This window comes from Mesorhizobium sp. YC-39 (assembly GCF_025753795.1).
In the GTDB taxonomy this organism is placed as follows: Bacteria; Pseudomonadota; Alphaproteobacteria; order Rhizobiales; family Rhizobiaceae; genus Mesorhizobium.
This window is the reverse complement of sequence record NZ_JAOWPS010000003.1, coordinates 591,503-609,453: the sequence shown is the minus strand read 5'-3', so window position 1 is coordinate 609,453 and position 17,951 is coordinate 591,503. Positions and strand designations below refer to the sequence as shown.

Here is a 17,951-nt window from a genome sequence, read left to right as displayed (position 1 = left end):
TAATAGCCATCAATTGAAACGGAAAAGATGATGGCGGCAGCGAACAAAAGCCGGGCAGGGGGCCTTCGCCTGTGGCGCAATGCGCGACTCGCAACCATGGCTGAAAGCGCGGCCGGGCTGGGCATCGTCGAAAAGGGCGCGGTCGCCGCCCGTGACGGGGTGATCGACTATGCCGGTCCCGAAGCCGACATGCCTGCCCCTTTCAGTGAGGGTGCCGACACCATCGACTGCGAAGGCCGCTGGATCACGCCCGGCCTGATCGACTGCCACACGCATCTTGTCCATGCCGGCAACCGCGCCAACGAATTCGAGATGCGGCTCGCCGGCGCCACCTATGAAGAGGTCGCCAGGGCTGGCGGTGGCATCGTCTCTTCGGTCAAGGCGTTACGCGCTGCCAGCGAGGACGAGCTGGTCGCGCAGTCATTGCCGCGTCTCGATGCGCTGATTGCCGAAGGCGTCACCACTGTCGAGATCAAGTCGGGCTACGGCCTCGATCGTGACAATGAGAAGAAGTCGCTGCGCGCCGCACGGCGGTTGAGCGAAGAGCGGCCGGTGACGGTCAGGACGAGTTTCCTCGGCGCCCATGCGCTGCCGCCCGAAGCGAAAGGCGACAAGGACGCTTTTGTCGATCTGGTCGCAAACGAAATTCTTCCGGCGGTCGCCGCCGAGGGTTTGGCCGATGCCGTCGATGGGTTCTGCGAGGGCATCGCCTTTTCGCCTGAGCAGATTTCGCGCGTCTTCGATGCGGCCAAGGCTGCCGGCCTGCCGGTAAAGCTCCATGCCGATCAATTGTCCAATCTGCACGGCGCCGAACTTGCCGCGCGCCACAGTGCGCTGTCGGCCGACCATCTCGAATACACCGACGAGGCGGGTGCGGCGGCCATGGCCAAGGCCGGCACCGTGGCGACGATCCTGCCTGGCGCCTATTACTTCATTCGCGAGACCAAGAAACCGCCGATTGCCCTGTTTCGTCAGCACGGCGTCAGGATGGCCGTCGCCACCGACAACAATCCCGGCACCTCGCCGCTGACCTCGCTGCTGCTGACCATGAACATGGCCGCGACCTTGTTTGGCCTCACAGTCGACGAATGTCTGGCCGGCGTCACCCGCGAGGCTGCCCGCGCGCTCGGCCTGCTAGGACAGACCGGCACGCTCGAGGCCGGAAAATCGGCCGACCTGGCGATCTGGAACATCGAGCGCCCGGCCGAACTCGTCTACCGCATGGGTTTTAATCCGCTGCACGCCCGCATCTGGAGGGGACAATGACCGAACTGGTACTGAAGCCGGGCAACGCGACCTTGGCCGACTGGCGTGCCATCTATCGCGGCGCCGTGCCGAAACTCGACAATTCATGCTGGCCGAAGATCAAGGCGAGCGCCGAGGCCGTGGCGCGTATCGTCGCCAAGGGCGAGCCGGTCTATGGCATCAACACCGGCTTCGGCAAGCTGGCCAGCGTCCGCATCCCCGCCGCCGATCTCGAAACGCTCCAGCGCAACATCGTGCTGTCGCACGCCGCCGGCGTCGGCGAGCCGATGCCTGTCACGGTCGCCCGGCTGATGATGGCGCTGAAGCTCGCCAGCCTGGCGCAGGGCGCCTCCGGCGTGCGGCTTGAAACCGTCGAGCTGCTGGAAGCGATGCTGGCCAACGACGTTATCCCGGTGGTGCCGGCACAAGGCTCGGTTGGCGCCTCGGGCGACCTCGCGCCGTTGTCGCATATGACGGCGGTGATGATCGGCGTCGGCGAGTGCTTCACGCCGCATGGCCGCTTCCCGGCCAAGGTCGCTTTCGTCTCGCATGGGCTGGAGCCGGTGACGCTCGGCGCCAAGGAAGGTCTGGCACTGCTCAACGGCACGCAGTTTTCGACCGCCTATGCGCTGGCCGCTTTGTTCGAGGCCGAAGTTCTCTATCAGTCGGCGCTGGTCGCCGGCGCGCTGTCGACCGATGCGGCCAAGGGCTCCGATGCACCCTTCGATCCGCGCATCCATCTGCTGCGCAAACACCGTGGCCAGATCGAGACGGCTGAAGCGCTGCGCAATCTGATGGCCGGCAGCGCCATCCGTGAATCGCACCGGGTCGGCGACGAGCGCGTGCAGGACCCTTATTGCCTGCGTTGCCAGCCGCAAGTGATGGGTGCAGCCCTCAGCGTGCTGCGCCAGGCAGCCGACACGCTGGGCACCGAGGCCAATGGCGTTACCGACAATCCGCTGATCTTCGCCGAGGACGATACCGCACTTTCCGGTGGTAATTTCCACGCTGAGCCTGTCGCCTTCGCCGCCGACATGATCGCGCTTGCCGTTTGCGAGATCGGCTCGCTGTCGGAACGTCGCGTCGCCATGCTGGTCGATCCGGCACTGTCGGGTATGCCGGCATTTCTCACGCCGAAACCCGGCCTGAATTCCGGTTTCATGATCCCGCAGGTGACGGCGGCGGCACTTGTTTCCGAAAACAAGCAGAAGGCCTATCCGGCCAGCGTCGATTCGATCCCGACCTCGGCCAACCAGGAAGACCACGTTTCGATGGCAGCACACGGGGCGCGCCGGCTAATCGGCATGGTCGAGAATGCGACGGCCGTCATCGGCATCGAATTGCTGGCCGCAGCCCAGGGCTGCGATTTCCATGCGCCCCTGGCCTCCAGTGCAGCACTCGAAGCAGTGCGCAAGCTGGTGAGGGCCGAGGTGCCGCACCTCGACAATGATCGGCATTTCCATCCCGACATGGAAAAGGCCATCGCCATGGTGCGCAGTGGGGCAGCGGTGAAGGCGGCGAGCGCGGTTGCGCTGCCTTCCATCTCGGGAGTGGCATGATGGACTCCTGGCTGACGGTTACTCGCGGCACTGCACCCCTGCTGGTTTCGATCCCGCACACCGGCATCGATCTCGCCGGCCTCGAAAGCCGTCTGGTTTCGCCCTGGCTTGGCCGTCGCGACTGCGACTGGTGGATCGACCAGCTCTATGACTTTGCCGAAGGCCTTGGCGCGACTGTCGTCCACACCGCGATCTCGCGCACCGTCATCGACGTCAACCGCGATCCGTCCGGCGCCTCGCTCTACCCCGGCCAGACGACCACCGGCCTGTGCCCGACCGAGACCTTCGACGGCGATCCGCTCTATCGCGAGGGCGAAGAGCCCGGACCATCGGAAGTCGACGAACGCCGCGAAAAATACTTCGTGCCTTATCATGCGGCCTTGCAGGCCGAGATCGACAGGCTGCGCGCCTGGCACGGCCAGATCGTGCTCTACGACTGCCACTCGATCCGCTCGGTGCTGCCGCGCCTGTTCGAGGGCACGCTGCCGGTGTTCAACCTTGGCACCAATGACGGCAAGAGCGCGGATCCATCCTTGCAGGCCATGGTCGGCGAGATCCTGGCCGGAACCGGCGAGAGTTTTGTCGTCAACGGCCGCTTCAAGGGCGGCTGGATCACACGCCATTTCGGCCAGCCGCGAGATGGCGTCCATGCGCTGCAGATGGAGCTTTCCAACCGCGGCTATATGCGCGAGCCCGAAGGCAAGGGCGCACCGGACAATTGGCCGGTGCCTTACGATGCCGCGTTCGCAGCACCGATTCGCGCCACGCTGGAGAATATCCTGAAGACCGCGATTGCCTGGGCGCAGAACTGACACGCGCCGCCTACCTCATTCAAAAGGGAACGCCATGAACGATCCTCGCCACAACATCCGCCAAGTCCGCAGCCCGCGTGGCACCGAACTCAATGCCCGGACATGGCTGACGGAAGCGCCGCTGCGCATGCTGATGAACAATCTCGATCCCGATGTCGCCGAGAATCCCAACGAATTGGTCGTTTATGGCGGTATTGGCCGTGCCGCGCGCACCTGGAACGATTTCGACCGTATCGTCGCATCGCTGAAGACGCTTGGCGACGACGAGACGCTGCTGGTGCAGTCGGGCAAGCCGGTCGGCGTCTTCCGCACCCATGCCGACGCGCCGCGCGTGCTGATCGCCAATTCCAACCTCGTGCCGCACTGGGCGACCTGGGAGAAATTCAACGAGCTCGATAAGAAGGGCCTGATGATGTACGGCCAGATGACGGCCGGCTCATGGATCTATATCGGCACGCAAGGCATCGTGCAGGGCACTTACGAGACTTTTGTCGAGGCCGGTCGCCAGCATTATGGCGGCAACCTCAGGGGAAAATGGATCCTGACCGGCGGCCTTGGCGGCATGGGCGGCGCCCAGCCGCTCGCCGCGGTCATGGCCGGCGCCTGCTGCCTGGCCATCGAATGCGATCCCGATCGCATCGATTTCCGGCTGCGCACCCGCTATGTTGACGAGCGCGCCGATACGCTAGACGAGGCGCTGGAGAAGATCGAGCGCTGGACCAAGGCGGGAGAGGCGAAGTCGGTGGGCCTGGTCGGCAACACCGCCGACATCGTGCCGGAGCTGGTGCGGCGCGGCGTGCGTCCCGACATGGTGACCGACCAGACGTCGGCGCATGATCCGCTGAACGGCTATCTGCCAAAGGGCTGGTCGCTGGCCGAATGGCGCGAGAAGCGGACGTCCGATCCCAGGGCTGTCGAAAAAGCCGCCCGCGCCTCGATGCGCGAACATGTCGAGGCGATGGTGGCGTTCTGGAACGCCGGCGTGCCGACGCTCGACTATGGCAACAACATCCGCCAGGTCGCCAAGGAAGAGGGGTTCGAGAACGCCTTTGCCTTCCCCGGCTTCGTGCCTGCCTATATCCGCCCGCTGTTTTGCCGCGGCATCGGCCCGTTCCGCTGGACTGCCCTCTCAGGCGACCCGGAAGACATCTACAAGACCGACGCCAAGGTGCGCGAACTGACGCCCGGCAACACCCATCTGCACAACTGGCTCGACATGGCGCGAGAGCGCATCGCCTTTCAGGGCCTGCCGGCGCGCATCTGCTGGGTCGGCCTTGGCGACCGCCACCGGCTCGGCCTTGCCTTCAACGAGATGGTGGCCAAGGGCGAGCTCAAGGCGCCGGTGGTCATCGGCCGCGATCACCTCGATTCCGGCTCGGTCGCCTCGCCGAACCGCGAGACGGAATCGATGAAGGACGGCTCGGACGCCGTCTCCGACTGGCCGCTGCTGAACGCGCTGCTCAACACCGCCTCCGGCGCGACCTGGGTGTCGCTGCATCATGGTGGCGGCGTCGGCATGGGTTTTTCACAGCATGCCGGCATGGTCATCGTCGCCGACGGCACGCGCGAAGCGGCCAGGCGCCTGGAACGCGTGCTGTGGAACGACCCGGCGACCGGCGTCATGCGCCATGCCGATGCCGGTTATGACATCGCGATTGATTGCGCCAGGGAGCACCAGCTCAACCTGCCGGGTATTCTCGGCTGAGCCGACCATGCGTATCCTCAGGGCCGCCGAATACCGCGTCATGCCATGGAAGAACGGCGGCGGCACGACGACGGAGATCGCCGTCTCGCCTGATGGCGCGGGGCTCGACGATTTCGACTGGCGCGTTTCGATGGCGCGCATCGAAAGCGACGGTGCATTTTCCGGCTTCGCCGGCGTCGATCGCACGCTGGCTGTGCTGGGGGGCGAGGGCGTCGTGCTCGACATCGCCGGCCGAGCCCCGACGGAACTGACCGAGGTGTCGGCGCCGTTTTCGTTTCCGGCCGACGTGCCGACGCAAGCATCCCTGATCGCCGGCCCAATCACCGATCTCAACGTCATGACCCGCCGCGGGCGGATGACGCACAAGGTCGAACGCCTGATCATTTCAGCTCCACTCGACATCCGCGCGGAGACCGCGACGACGCTCATTCTGTGCGTTGACCACAGCGTCACGGCCGGCCTCGCGGGGGCCGTAAAGCTGGATCCCTTCGATACGCTGATGATCGGATGGGATGCCCCGGAAATGCACCTGGAGCCTGCCCGAACGGCGACGCTATTCGTGATCCGCATCGACCGCGTCCCAGCAAACGATTAACGCCTGTCTCCAAACATGATCGCGGCCCGGGCCGAATTTGGCGTAAGCTGCGACCCACATCACGAAAAAGCCCGAATCCTTTCTTCGATCAAATCGGATGGAAGAGAGGGGCGCTCGTCCGGAAGTTGTCGAAGACGACGCCCTGTCGTGGTGCAGACATAACTTTCGGCCAATTGTCGTGATGCAACCAATTGCATTTGAACCGGTTTTAGGGACATTGCCGTGGCGGTGACGCCGCACTGCGTCCCTCCATGCGGAATTTTCAATGAATATCCAAACAAATCCCACCCAAATGGAAAAGACGAGCGCGAGCTTCCCGGCCATCACCGAAGAGCCGATACGCTCCCATTTCCTGCCAGAAGATCGCCTGCGCGCGCTGGGCGAAAGCCTCGCCAAGGGCGACCTCACGGAATTGTTTGGCCTGACCCCGTTCGACTTTCAGGCGCGCATCCGCGACAGCGCCAAGAAGATCCTCGAAGTTTACCGCTCGACCAATGCCGCACAGGCAAGGGGCGAAACGATCACGCCGGCAGCGCAATGGCTGCTCGACAACAACTATCTGGTCGAGGAAACCATCTTTCAGGTCAAGCGTGACCTGCCACGCCGTTTCTACCGGCAGTTGCCGACCCTGAAGCTGGCCGATGGCGCCAGCGTGCCTCGCGCGCTGGCGTTGGCCTGGACCTATGTCGCGCATTCCGACAGTTCCGTCTCGGCGACCATGTTCAAAGCGATCGTTGAAGGCTTTCAGTCGATCGAACCGCTGAAGATCGGCGAGCTCTGGGCGCTGCCGTCGCTGCTGCGTTTCGTTCTGATCGAAAATCTTCGCCGGATCGCGGTGAGGGTCAATCGCACAAGGCAGATGCGCCAGATCGCCAACGAGGTCGCCGACCGCGTTCTGTCGACCGACGACAGCGCCGACCGCCAGGCCATCCTGTCGAGCTATGGCGCCCATGCCCAGGACACCACCTTTGCCACCCAGTTGCTCTACCGTCTGCGCGACGGATCGCAGAACGCCGGCAGGGCGCTGGAATGGCTGGAAGGCGAGCTTGAAAAGACCGGCTCCGACGCCGAGGAAATCATCATCGGCGAGCATCGGACGCTGTCCAGCGGCAATGTGACCACCGGCAACATCATCCGCGGCCTAAGGCTGATCAACGATATCGACTGGACGGTGTGGTTCGAAGGTGTCAGCCGCATCGATACGCTTCTGCGCGAGCGCACCGATTTCGCCGCGCTCGATTTCTTCTCGCGCGACCAGTACCGGACCGCTATCGAGGCGTTGGCGCGCCGCTCCGATCTTTCCGAATTTCGCGTCGCCGAAAAGGCGATCGAACTCGCCGGTCATGCCTCCGTTACGGATGCCCCAGTTTCGTTGGCCGAAACCGGTCCGGTCGCTCACACCGATGTCGGCTTCTTTCTCGTCGGCCCGCGCCGGCTGGAACTGGAAAAGGCGATCGGCTACCGGCCGACCATCACCGTCGCCACCAAACGAGCCTTCGCCAGCACGGGGTGGCTGGGCATTGTCGTGCCGGTGTTCGCGCTGACGGTGCTGCTTCTGGTCCTCTCAGGCAATGCGCTTGCCAATCTCGGATTGTCCGTGCCCTCGATCGTCTTGATGCTGGCGCTGTTTGCGGTGCCGGCGAGCGAAGGCGCGCTGGCATTCTTCAACACCGTCGTATCGTTGTTCCTGAAGCCGACGCGTCTGATCGGCTACGATTATCGGCAGGGTCTGCCGCCCGAGGCGCGCACGCTGGTGGTGGTCCCGTCGCTGATCGGCTCGCGCGACGATGTCGAGGAAAATATCCGCAACATAGAAGTGCATCATCTCGCCAACACCGAGGACGAAATCCATTTCGCGCTGCTTTCGGACTGGCCGGACTCGAAGACCGAAATCGATGCAGCGGATATCGAGATCCTCCAATATGCGCGTGACGAGATCGCGCGGCTGAATGCCCGCTATCCCAGCGCAGGCGTGCCGCGATTTTATCTCCTGCACCGCCGGCGGCTCTACAACGAATCCCAGGGTGTCTGGATGGGCTGGGAGCGCAAGCGCGGCAAGCTGCACGAACTGGACCTTCTGCTGCGCGGCGACAGCGATACCACCTTCCTGCCGCTGGATGTGCCATTGCCGGAAAACGTCGTCCATGTGATGACGCTGGACGCCGACACGCGCACCACCCGCGATGCCGTCGCCACTCTGGTCGGCAAGCTTTGCCACCCGCTCAATCGCCCGCATTTCGATGCCGCAAAGCGGGTCGTCACATCAGGTTACACCATTCTGCAGCCGCGTATCACCGCCTCGCTGACCAGTGGCGACGACTCCTCCTTCTTCCAGCGGATCTTTTCGGCCAATCGCGGCCTCGATCCTTATGTCTTTGCCGTGTCGGATCTCTACCAGGACGTCTTCGGCGACGGCTCCTTCACCGGTAAGGGCCTCTACCATGTCGACGCCTTCGAGGCGGCGCTGAAGGGCCGCATCGAGGAAAACACCATCCTCAGCCATGATCTGCTCGAAGGCGCGCTGGCACGTTCGGCGCTCGTTACCGACGTCGAGCTGGTCGAGGACTATCCCACCCGCTATTCGGTCGACGCCTCGCGCCACCATCGCTGGGCACGCGGCGACTGGCAGCTTCTGGGCTTCATCCTCGACCCGCGCTCCGGCGTCCCGGCGCTGTCGCGCTGGAAGATGGTCGACAATCTGCGCCGTTCTCTGACACCGATCTTCTGGGTGATGGCGGCGATCGCCGGCTGGACGCTCCTGCCCTTCACGCAGGCCGCGCAGTGGCAGGCGCTGCTGATCCTCACGCTGTTCATGGCGCCGACCTTCGACATCGTCAATTCGATCCTGCCGAAAAGCGGCGATCAGACGCCGCGCGGGCATTTCTCGGCGCTGGCGCACGACGTGGTCTTCGGCACAGCCCTGGTGGCGCTGAAAATCGTGCTGATGGCGCACAATGCCTGGATGATGGGCGACGCCATCATCCGCACGCTCTACCGCCTGTTCGTCAGCCGGCAGAACCTGCTCGAATGGCGCACCGCCTCGCAGGCGCACAAGAACGGCGACAATGATCTCCGCTCCTACTACGGCATGATGTATGGCGCTGTGATCATCGGCGTCGTCGGCCTCGCCATTCCGGTGCTGGCCGATTCCACCGGCGCCTTCGTCGCCTTTTTCTTCGCGCTGTTCTGGATCGGCTCGCCGGCCGTCGCCTGCTGGATCAGCCGCTCGGCCGAAACCGAGGACCGGCTGCGCATATCGGCGGCCGACATCCATGCGCTGCGCACCGTCGCGCGGCGCACATGGCATTATTTCGAGACCTTCGTCACGGCCGAGCACCACAATCTGCCGCCCGACAATTTCCAGGAGAGCCCGGCGCCGGTCGTGGCGCCGCGCACGTCACCGACCAATATCGGCGTCTATCTTCTGTCCGTGGTTTCGGCGCGCGACTTCGGCTGGATCAGCCTGTCCGACGCCATCACCCGTATCGACGCGACCATGACCACCATCGAGAGCATGCCGCGCGACCGCGGCCATCTCTTCAACTGGTATGACACGACAACGCTGAAGCCGCTCTATCCGCTCTATATTTCCGCCGTCGACAGCGGCAATCTCGCTGGCCATCTGGTGGCGGTGGCCGCCGCCTGCGCCGAATGGGCGGAAGCGCCTTCCGTTCACCTCCAGGGCGACTTCGAGGGCATCCTCGATACGGTGACGATCCTCGACGAAAGCCTTGAGGAATTGCCCGACGACCGCCGCCAGTTGCGGCCGTTGCGCCAGCGTCTCGCCGACCGCCTCGATGGCATGCGGCGGGCGGTCCTGTCGATCAAGGCGCAGCCCGAGATGGCGTCGATCCGCACCATCAACCTGGCTGTCCTCGCTGGCGAGATCCGTAAGCTCGCCGTAGCAATCCACACCGAGGCCGCGTCGACGCGCAGCGACGTCATCGCGGACTGGGCGGCCAGGCTGGAGGCAACCTGCGAGGCGCATGTCCATGACGCGCACAGCGACGACAATGCCGTCGAGGCCCTGCGTGCCAAGCTCCTGGCGCTGCGCGAGCGCACCCGCCGCTTCGCCTTCGAGATGGATTTCTCCTTCCTGATGCGGCAGGAGCGCAAGCTGCTGTCGATCGGCTACCGGGTCGAGGAGCATCAGCTCGACGAAAGCTGCTATGACCTTCTCGCCTCCGAGGCGCGGCTGACCAGCCTGTTCGCCATCGCCAAGGGCGACCTGCCGACCGAACACTGGTTCCGGCTCGGCCGGCCGATCGTCGAGATCGGTTTCCAGGGCGCGCTGATGTCATGGTCCGGCTCGATGTTCGAATATCTGATGCCGCCGCTGGTGATGAAGGAGCCGCAGGGCTCGATCCTCAATCAGACCAGCAAGCTGATCATCAAGCGGCAGATGCAGTATGCCCGCTCGAAGAACGTGCCGTGGGGCATTTCGGAAGCGGCCTACAACGCCCGCGACCGCGAGCTGACTTACCAGTACACCAATTTCGGCGTACCCGGGCTCGGCCTGAAGCGCGGCCTTGGCCAAAACACCGTGATCGCGCCTTACGCGACGATCCTTGCGGCGCAGTTCACGCCACGCGAATCCGTGCAGAACCTGGCCAGGCTGAGGGCCATCGGCGCGCTTGGCCGGCACGGCTATTATGATGCGGTCGATTTCACGCCGCAGCGCGTGCCCGAAGGCACCGACCATGCCGTCGTGCTCAACTACATGGCCCACCATTCCGGCATGTCGATCGCCGCCGTTGCCGACGCCATCTTCGAAGGGCGCCTGCGCGACCGCTTCCACTCGGATCCGGTGATCGAGTCGGCCGAGTTGTTGCTGCAGGAAAGGGCGCCGCGCGACATCCCGACCGCGACCGTCAGGACCGAGGCCGACGAGCGCTCGAAGGACGAGACCGAGACCGAGAGCCCGGACATGCGCATTGTGCTCGATCCGCTCAGGGCGTTGCGTTCGACCAGCGTCATGTCCAATGGCCGCTACTCGGTCATGGTCACCGCCACCGGCTCGGGCTACAGCCGCTGGGGCGAGCTTGCTGTCACGCGCTGGCAGCCGGATCCGACCGAGGACCGGCTTGGCTCCTATATCTTCTTGCGCGACGCCGGCACCGGCGACTGGTGGTCGACTACCGCGGAGCCAAAGCGCGCGACGGATGAGCGCGTGCAGACGCTGTTTTCCGACGACAAGGCGAGCTTCGTCAAATCCGTGGGATCGCTGCGCTCGGAGGTCGAATGCATCGTCATTTCCGAAGGCAACGGCGAAGGCCGGCGGGTAACGCTCTACAATGATGGCGCCACCGACCGGCACATCGAAGTGACCTCGTTTGCCGAACTGGTGCTGGGATCCGAGGCATCGGACTACGCACATCCGGCGTTCTCGAAGATGTTCGTGGAAACCGAAATCGCTGCCAACAAAGGTGCGATCTTCGCCACGCGACGCAAACGCGAAACCGACGAACCTGATGTCACAATGGTGCATTTCGTCACCGATCCGTCTGGACCGGCGCGCGACGCCGAGGCCGAAACCGACCGGCGCGCCTTCATCGGCCGCGGCCGCACCATCGCTGAGGCCGCCGCCTTCGATCCGGGCGCTAAGCTCGGCGGCCATTCTGGCTTCACGCTGGACCCGGTCGCCTCGCTGCGCCGGCAGGTGCGTGTGCCTGCCAACAAGAAGATCTCACTGACCTTCTGGACCATCGTCGGCGCCAACCGCGCCGAACTCGACGAAGCCATTGCTCGTCTCGACCATCCGGAAAGCTTCGCCCGCCAGGCGATGCTCGCCTGGACTCGTTCACAGGTGCAGACCCGTCACCTCGGCCTCAGCCTGACCGACGCCGCCAATGTGCAGAAGCTGGCGCGCTATCTGATCTATCCCGATCCATTCCTGCGCCTTCCCGCGGAATCCATCGCCTCCGGGCTCGGCAAGCAATCCAACCTGTGGCCGACCAGCATATCCGGCGATTTTCCGATCTTCCTGGTCAGGATCGGCGACGTCGCCGACCTGGAAATTGTCGCCCAGGCGCTCCGCTTCCAGGAATATATGCGCGCCCGCGGCATGATGATCGATTTCGTCGTCGTCAACGAACAGGCCTCGTCCTACGTGCAGGACCTGCAGCGGGCTGTCGAGACACTGTGCGAAAACAGCCGCTTGCGCGGCAAGGAGCTGGGACCGCGCCAGCACATCTTCGCGGTGCGCCGCGACCTGATGGACGAGGCGACCTACAAGACGCTGCTCGCTGCGGCGCGCATTGTGCTGCATACACGCAACGGCACCATCTTCGATCAGATCGAGCGCGCCGAGGCCGCCGCACTTCAGGCACGGGATACACTGCAGCCGGGCGGCGCCATGGCGCCTCGCGAGCCGTCCTTGCCGGCGCCGATCAGCGCGCAAGCATTGGCGGCCCAGTCTTTGATCGAAAGCAGCGCCGACGGCAGCGGGCTGAGCCTCTGGAACGGTTTTGGCGGCTTTGACGGCGACGGACGTCACTATGTCATGCGCCTTGCCGGCCGGCGCGCGACGCCGCAGCCCTGGATCAACGTCGTCTCCAACGCCTCGTTCGGCTTCCATGTTTCGGCTGAGGGCGCGGCCTTCACCTGGAGCCGCAACAGCCGCGACTATCAGCTCACGCCATGGTCGAACGACCCGGTCTCCAACCGGCCGGGCGAGGGCATCTACGTCTACGATCATGCCAGCGGCAAGGCATTCTCGCCGCTGGCCGCCATGGTGCGCGATCCCGCCATGACCTACGAGACATGGCACGGGCAGGGTTTTTCGACCTTCCGTTCGAAGCGTGGACCACTGTCGATGGACCTCACCCATGTGGTGGACCCGGTCGATCCGGTGAGGATCTCGAGGCTGCGCATCCAGAATTCGGGTTCGGTGCCGGCGCGGCTGCGCATTTATGCCTATGCGGAATGGGTTCTTGGCAGCCATCGGTCGCGCACGGCGGCGACCATCGTTCCGTCCAGGGACACCGCGACCGGCGCATTGCTGGCACAAAACCCCTACGGGCTCGATTTCAGCGAGCGGGTCGCCTTCCTGGCTGCCGATGGTGCGGCACAGTCGGTGACGGCCGACCGCACGGAGTTCCTGGGCAGGCACGGCAGCAGCGAGTTTCCGCATGCGGTGCTTACCGGCGCCACTCTGTCGGGTAGGGTCGAGGCCGGCGACGATCCGTGCGCTGCAATCGCGCGCGACGTCGATATCCCTGCCGGCGGCGACGTGACGCTCATCTGGCTGCTCGGTGATGCGGCCTCCGCTGAGGAGGCCAGCACCCTGGTGCAGCATCATCGCGGCAAGGATTTCGATCAGCGGCTGGCCGATAACGAGCGCGTTTGGCGAGGCTTTCTCGACACCATACAGGTCGAGACGCCGGACAAGGCGCTCGACGCCATGGTCAACCACTGGCTGCCCTACCAGAGCCTTGCCTGTCGCATCCGCGCCCGCTCGGCGTTCTACCAGGCGAGCGGCGCCTTCGGCTTCCGCGACCAGTTGCAGGACACGCTGGCGCTGCTGGCCCATGATCCGAAACTGGCGCGTGACCAGATCCTCAACGCGGCGCGGCGGCAATTCCCCGAAGGCGACGTGCAGCACTGGTGGCTGCCGCGCACCGAGGCAGGCGTCCGCACCATGATCTCGGACGACGTCGTCTGGCTCGCCCACGCCACGGCACGTTACCTGCTGGTAACCGGTGACACCACGATCCTCAAGGAACAGCTTCCCTTCATCGACGGACAGGCGCTGGGCGAAGGCGAGCACGATGCCTTCTTCACCCCGGAGATCTCGAAGAAGACCGCTTCGCTCTACGATCATTGTGCGCGAGCGCTCGACCTTGCCGTCAAGCGCAGCAGCCCGGCCGGGCTGCCGCTGATCCTTGGCGGCGACTGGAACGACGGCATGAACCGCGTCGGCGAGCACGGCAAGGGCGAGAGCGTCTGGTTGGGCTGGTTCCTCTTGAAGACGCTGGGCGACTTTGCCCCCGTCGCCAAGGCGCAAGGCGACACCAAGCGCGCGCAGGCCTGGACAAAGCACGCGGATGCGCTGAAGCGGGCATTGGAAAGCACGGCCTGGGACGGGGAATGGTATCGTCGCGGCAGCTTCGACGACGGCACACCGCTCGGGTCGCGCAATTCCGAGGAGTGCAAGATCGACTCGATCGCACAGTCCTGGAGCGTGCTGTCGGGCGAGGGCGATCCGGCGCGCTCGACGACGGCGATGCAGCAAGCGATGAAGATGCTCGTCGACGACGAGCTGAAGATCGTCAAGCTGTTCACCCCGCCCTTCTCCCGGACAGAGAAGGACCCAGGCTACATCAAGAGCTATCCGCCGGGTGTCCGTGAAAACGGTGGCCAATACACCCATGCGGCCACATGGTTTGTCATCGCGCTCGCCGAAATGGGGCGCACCGATGATGCCTACCGCTGTTTTTCGATGCTCAATCCAGTCAACCACGCGCTTGATGAGGCCTCTGCGGAGCATTATCGCGTCGAGCCCTATGTCGTGGCTGCAGACGTTTACGCTGGCGAGGGCAAGGGCGGTCGCGGCGGCTGGACCTGGTATACCGGCTCGGCCGGTTGGCTTTATCGTGCCGCGGTCGAAGGCATCCTCGGCATAGAGCGCCGGGGAGAGCGTATCCAGTTCAAGCCGAAACTCCCTAGCCATTGGGATGGTTATTCAGCAACCCTCAAGATGTTGGGGGCCGAACTCAGGGTTCGCGTTGTCCGCGACAAGAAGTCCAAGACCATCTCGCTTGAGGTGAATGGGACAAAGACGAAAGCTTCGTCGCTGGAACTGAAGACTGGCGACAATACCGAAGTGGTCGTCAGGATCCCGGCCTGAGGGCCTGCTGCCTGAAATTGTGGCAGCGCCCGCCCGCTGCCATGATTTCGCCGCAAGGCTGACATTTCACCTTTTATCTCAAACCGTTAGGTGATCACGGCAGATTTCGTACCGTCGCTATGTTTTGTTCGCGAAATGGGAACTGACACGGTACAGGAGCATTGTTTTGCGACGCATCAACCGGTACGACTTTGGAAATGATGCAGTGCACAATAATAGTTTGGCGGAGTAGCTGAAGTGTCCCTTCTGCAAATCTACTGGAGAGCGCTCGGTTACCTCGCGGCCGACAAGAAACGCGTGTCGTTGATCTGCGGCGCCAACGTTGCTCTCGCCATCATCGCGATCCTCGAGCCAATCATGTTCGGACGGGTGATCGACGCCATTTCGGATCGCGGCTCGGTCTTTTCGACGCTCGGGCTGTGGGCTGGCCTTGGCGCCTTCAACATCATTGCTTTCGTGCTGGTGGCACGCGGCGCCGACCGCTTTGCCCACGCACGCCGTAGCGAGGTTCTTTGCGAGTCGTTCGAGCGCGTCATCACCATGCCGCTCGCCTGGCACCACCAGCGCGGCACGTCGAATTCGCTGCACACCTTGTTGCGCGCGGTCGAAACGCTGTTCAGCCTCTGGCTCGAATTCATGCGGCAGCATCTGTCCACCGCCGTCGCCCTGGTCCTGCTCGTGCCCACGGCGCTGAGCATGGATATCCGCATGTCGATGGTCCTGCTCGCGCTCGGCGTGCTTTATGTCGGCATCGGCAGGCTGGTGATGCGGCGCACCAAGGCAGGCCAGGCGGCTGTGGAGCGGCACTACCACAAGGTGTTCGCGCATGTGACCGACTCGGTCAACAATGTCGCCGTGCTGCAGAGCTACAACCGCATCGGCCACGAAACCGATGCGCTGAAGCGCTATGTCAAGAACCTGCTCGACGCCCAGAACCCGGTGCTCGACTGGTGGGCGATGGCTAATGCGCTGCACCGCCTGTCGTCGACCATCTCGATGATGGTCGTGCTCTTGATCGGCGCCTATCTGGTGACGCACGGCCAGTTGCGCATTGGCGACGTCATCGCCTTTACCGGCTTTGCCACGCTGCTCATCGCTCGTCTCGACCAGATGTCGGCTTTCGCCAATCAGATTTCCGAGGCGAGGGCGAAGCTGGAAGAGTTCTACCGGCTGGAAGATTCGGCCGCGGATGCGGCGGAACCGGAAGGCTTGCGCGAACTGGGCAGCGTCACCGGCCATGTGCGCTTCGAGAATGTCGGTTTCGAATTCGCCAATTCCGGACAGGGCGTCGACGACGTGTCGTTCGAGGTCCAGGCCGGCCAGACTGTCGCCATCGTTGGTCCGACCGGCGCAGGCAAGACCACGCTGATCAACCTTCTGCAGCGTGTGTTCAACCCGGCCAGCGGCCGTATCCTGATCGACGGCATCGACATCCGCTCGGTGACCCGCAAGTCGCTGCGCCACTCGATCGCCACCGTGTTCCAGGATGCCGGCCTGCTCAACCGCTCGATCGAGGACAACATCCGTGTTGGCCGGGCCGATGCGACCTATGATGAGGTCCATGCTGCCGCCTTAGCCGCCGCCGCGCAGGATTTCATCCTGTCGAAGAGCGAAGGCTATGACACGCTTGTCGGCGAACGCGGTGGCCAACTTTCGGGCGGCGAGCGCCAGCGCATCGCCATTGCCCGCGCCGTGCTGAAGGACGCGCCGATCCTGGTGCTCGACGAAGCGACCAGCGCGCTCGACGTCGAGACGGAAGATCGCGTCAAGGAGGCGATCGATGAGCTGAGGCGCGACCGCACCACCTTCATCATCGCCCACCGCCTGACCACCGTTCGCGACGCCGATCTGGTTGTGTTCATGGACAAGGGCAAGGTGGTCGAGATGGGTGGCTTCGCCGAACTGTCGATGCGCAATGGCCGCTTTGCCAGCCTGCTACGCGCCGGCGGCCTGCTCAACGACGAGGAGGTCCGCCGCCTCAGCCGCACCGTGACGGGCGAGGCCGCCTGAGCCTGCGCGGCTTTCCCTTCTCCCCTTCTTGTGGGAGAAGGTGGATCGGCGCGCAGTGCCGAGCCGGATGAGGGATGTTGGAAGAAATTCCATGCGCCTGAATTCCAGCGCCCCACTCCGTCCAGCACCCTCATCCGACCGAAGCTTCGCTCGGCCACCTTCGCCCACAAGGGAGAAGGGAAGTGCGACCTGCGACACCACCGCTCGATTGCGACAAACGCCCCGCCGGTCTATGTAGAGCCGCATGAGCGACACGACTTCACGCCTGACAGGCTTGATGGACCTTGCCAACCCGACTCGGTTTGTCGGGCTGGCCGACAGGTTCGTGCCGTGGCTGGCGTCCATCGCCGCCATTCTGCTCGCAGTCGGCCTTTACATGAGCTTCACGGCGCCGGAGGATTTCCAACAGGGCATCACCGTGCGCATCATGTATATCCATGTGCCTTTCGCCTGGCTGGCCATGATGTGTTACACGCTGATGGCGGTCGCGGCACTTGGCACGCTGGTCTGGCGCCATCCGCTGGCCGACGTCGCGCTGAAGTCGGCGGCACCGATCGGCGCCATCTTTACAGCCCTTGCGCTGATCACCGGTTCGATCTGGGGCAAGCCGATGTGGGGCACCTGGTGGGTGTGGGACGCGCGGCTGACTTCGGTCTTCGTTCTGTTCCTGATGTATCTCGGCATCATCGCGCTGACGCGGGCGCTTGACGACGCCAGCCGCGCCGCCTGGGCCGCCGCCATCATCACCCTGGTCGGCTTCATCAACATCCCGATCATCAAATTCTCGGTCGACTGGTGGAACACGCTGCATCAGCCGGCTTCGGTGTTCCGCATGGGCGGCTCCACCATCGATCCCTCCATGCTGAGACCGCTGCTCGTGATGGCGCTCGGCTTCACCGTGTTGTTCTTCGCGCTGCATTTGACGGCGATGCGAACCGAAATCCACCGCCGCCGCGTCATTTCCATGCGCCGGGTCGCGGCCCGGAACGCCGACAAGCGCCACTAGGGGGCGCCTGACTTGGCCGTCACTGGCCGTTCACTCGAATACGCCCGAGACGACGGGCGCAGCAGAACTGTTGCAATGTTGTAACACCCATCTCTAGAAGGTCGACTCCAGCCTCGTTTTCACCGTTGACAGCTAAGCCTTGCACCGGAAGTGATGCATTATGTTTGCCTG

Annotated in this window: 8 protein-coding genes; all 8 read left to right on the top strand. The window is 64.0% G+C overall.

What is annotated here, in order from left to right:
* The first annotated feature begins 30 nt into the window (after window positions 1–30).
* Window positions 31–1,266, top strand: a complete 1,236-nt coding sequence (gene hutI, locus OHD62_RS19765) for an imidazolonepropionase (protein WP_263785107.1) — start codon at window positions 31–33, stop codon at window positions 1,264–1,266.
* Entirely contained in the window at window positions 1,263–2,804 is a 1,542-nt protein-coding gene (gene hutH / locus OHD62_RS19760) for a histidine ammonia-lyase (protein WP_263785105.1), read from the top strand. The genes hutI and hutH overlap by 4 nt, the downstream gene beginning before the upstream one ends.
* Window positions 2,801–3,616, top strand: a complete 816-nt coding sequence (hutG, locus tag OHD62_RS19755) for an N-formylglutamate deformylase (protein WP_263785103.1) — start codon at window positions 2,801–2,803, stop codon at window positions 3,614–3,616. Before hutH ends, hutG begins: the two co-directional genes overlap by 4 nt.
* A gap of 34 nt (window positions 3,617–3,650) precedes the next feature.
* Window positions 3,651–5,321 carry a urocanate hydratase gene (gene hutU, locus OHD62_RS19750; RefSeq protein WP_263785100.1) on the top strand — a complete coding sequence of 557 codons (1,671 nt, stop codon included), beginning with the start codon at window positions 3,651–3,653 and terminating at the stop codon, window positions 5,319–5,321.
* Window positions 5,322–5,328: 7 nt separating this feature from the next.
* Window positions 5,329–5,916, top strand: a complete 588-nt coding sequence (locus OHD62_RS19745; protein ID WP_263785096.1) for a HutD family protein — start codon at window positions 5,329–5,331, stop codon at window positions 5,914–5,916.
* Between the two features lie 265 nt (window positions 5,917–6,181).
* On the top strand, window positions 6,182–14,764 hold the full coding sequence (locus OHD62_RS19740) for a GH36-type glycosyl hydrolase domain-containing protein (RefSeq protein ID WP_263785093.1): 8,583 nt from the start codon (window positions 6,182–6,184) through the stop codon (window positions 14,762–14,764).
* 237 nt (window positions 14,765–15,001) lie between these two features.
* Entirely contained in the window at window positions 15,002–16,774 is a 1,773-nt protein-coding gene (locus OHD62_RS19735; protein ID WP_263785090.1) for a glucan ABC transporter ATP-binding protein/ permease, read from the top strand.
* 244 nt (window positions 16,775–17,018) lie between these two features.
* Window positions 17,019–17,780: a heme ABC transporter permease gene (locus OHD62_RS19730; protein ID WP_263785088.1), complete on the top strand. Its 762-nt coding sequence runs from the start codon at window positions 17,019–17,021 to the stop codon at window positions 17,778–17,780.
* The last annotated feature ends 171 nt before the right edge of the window (window positions 17,781–17,951 follow it).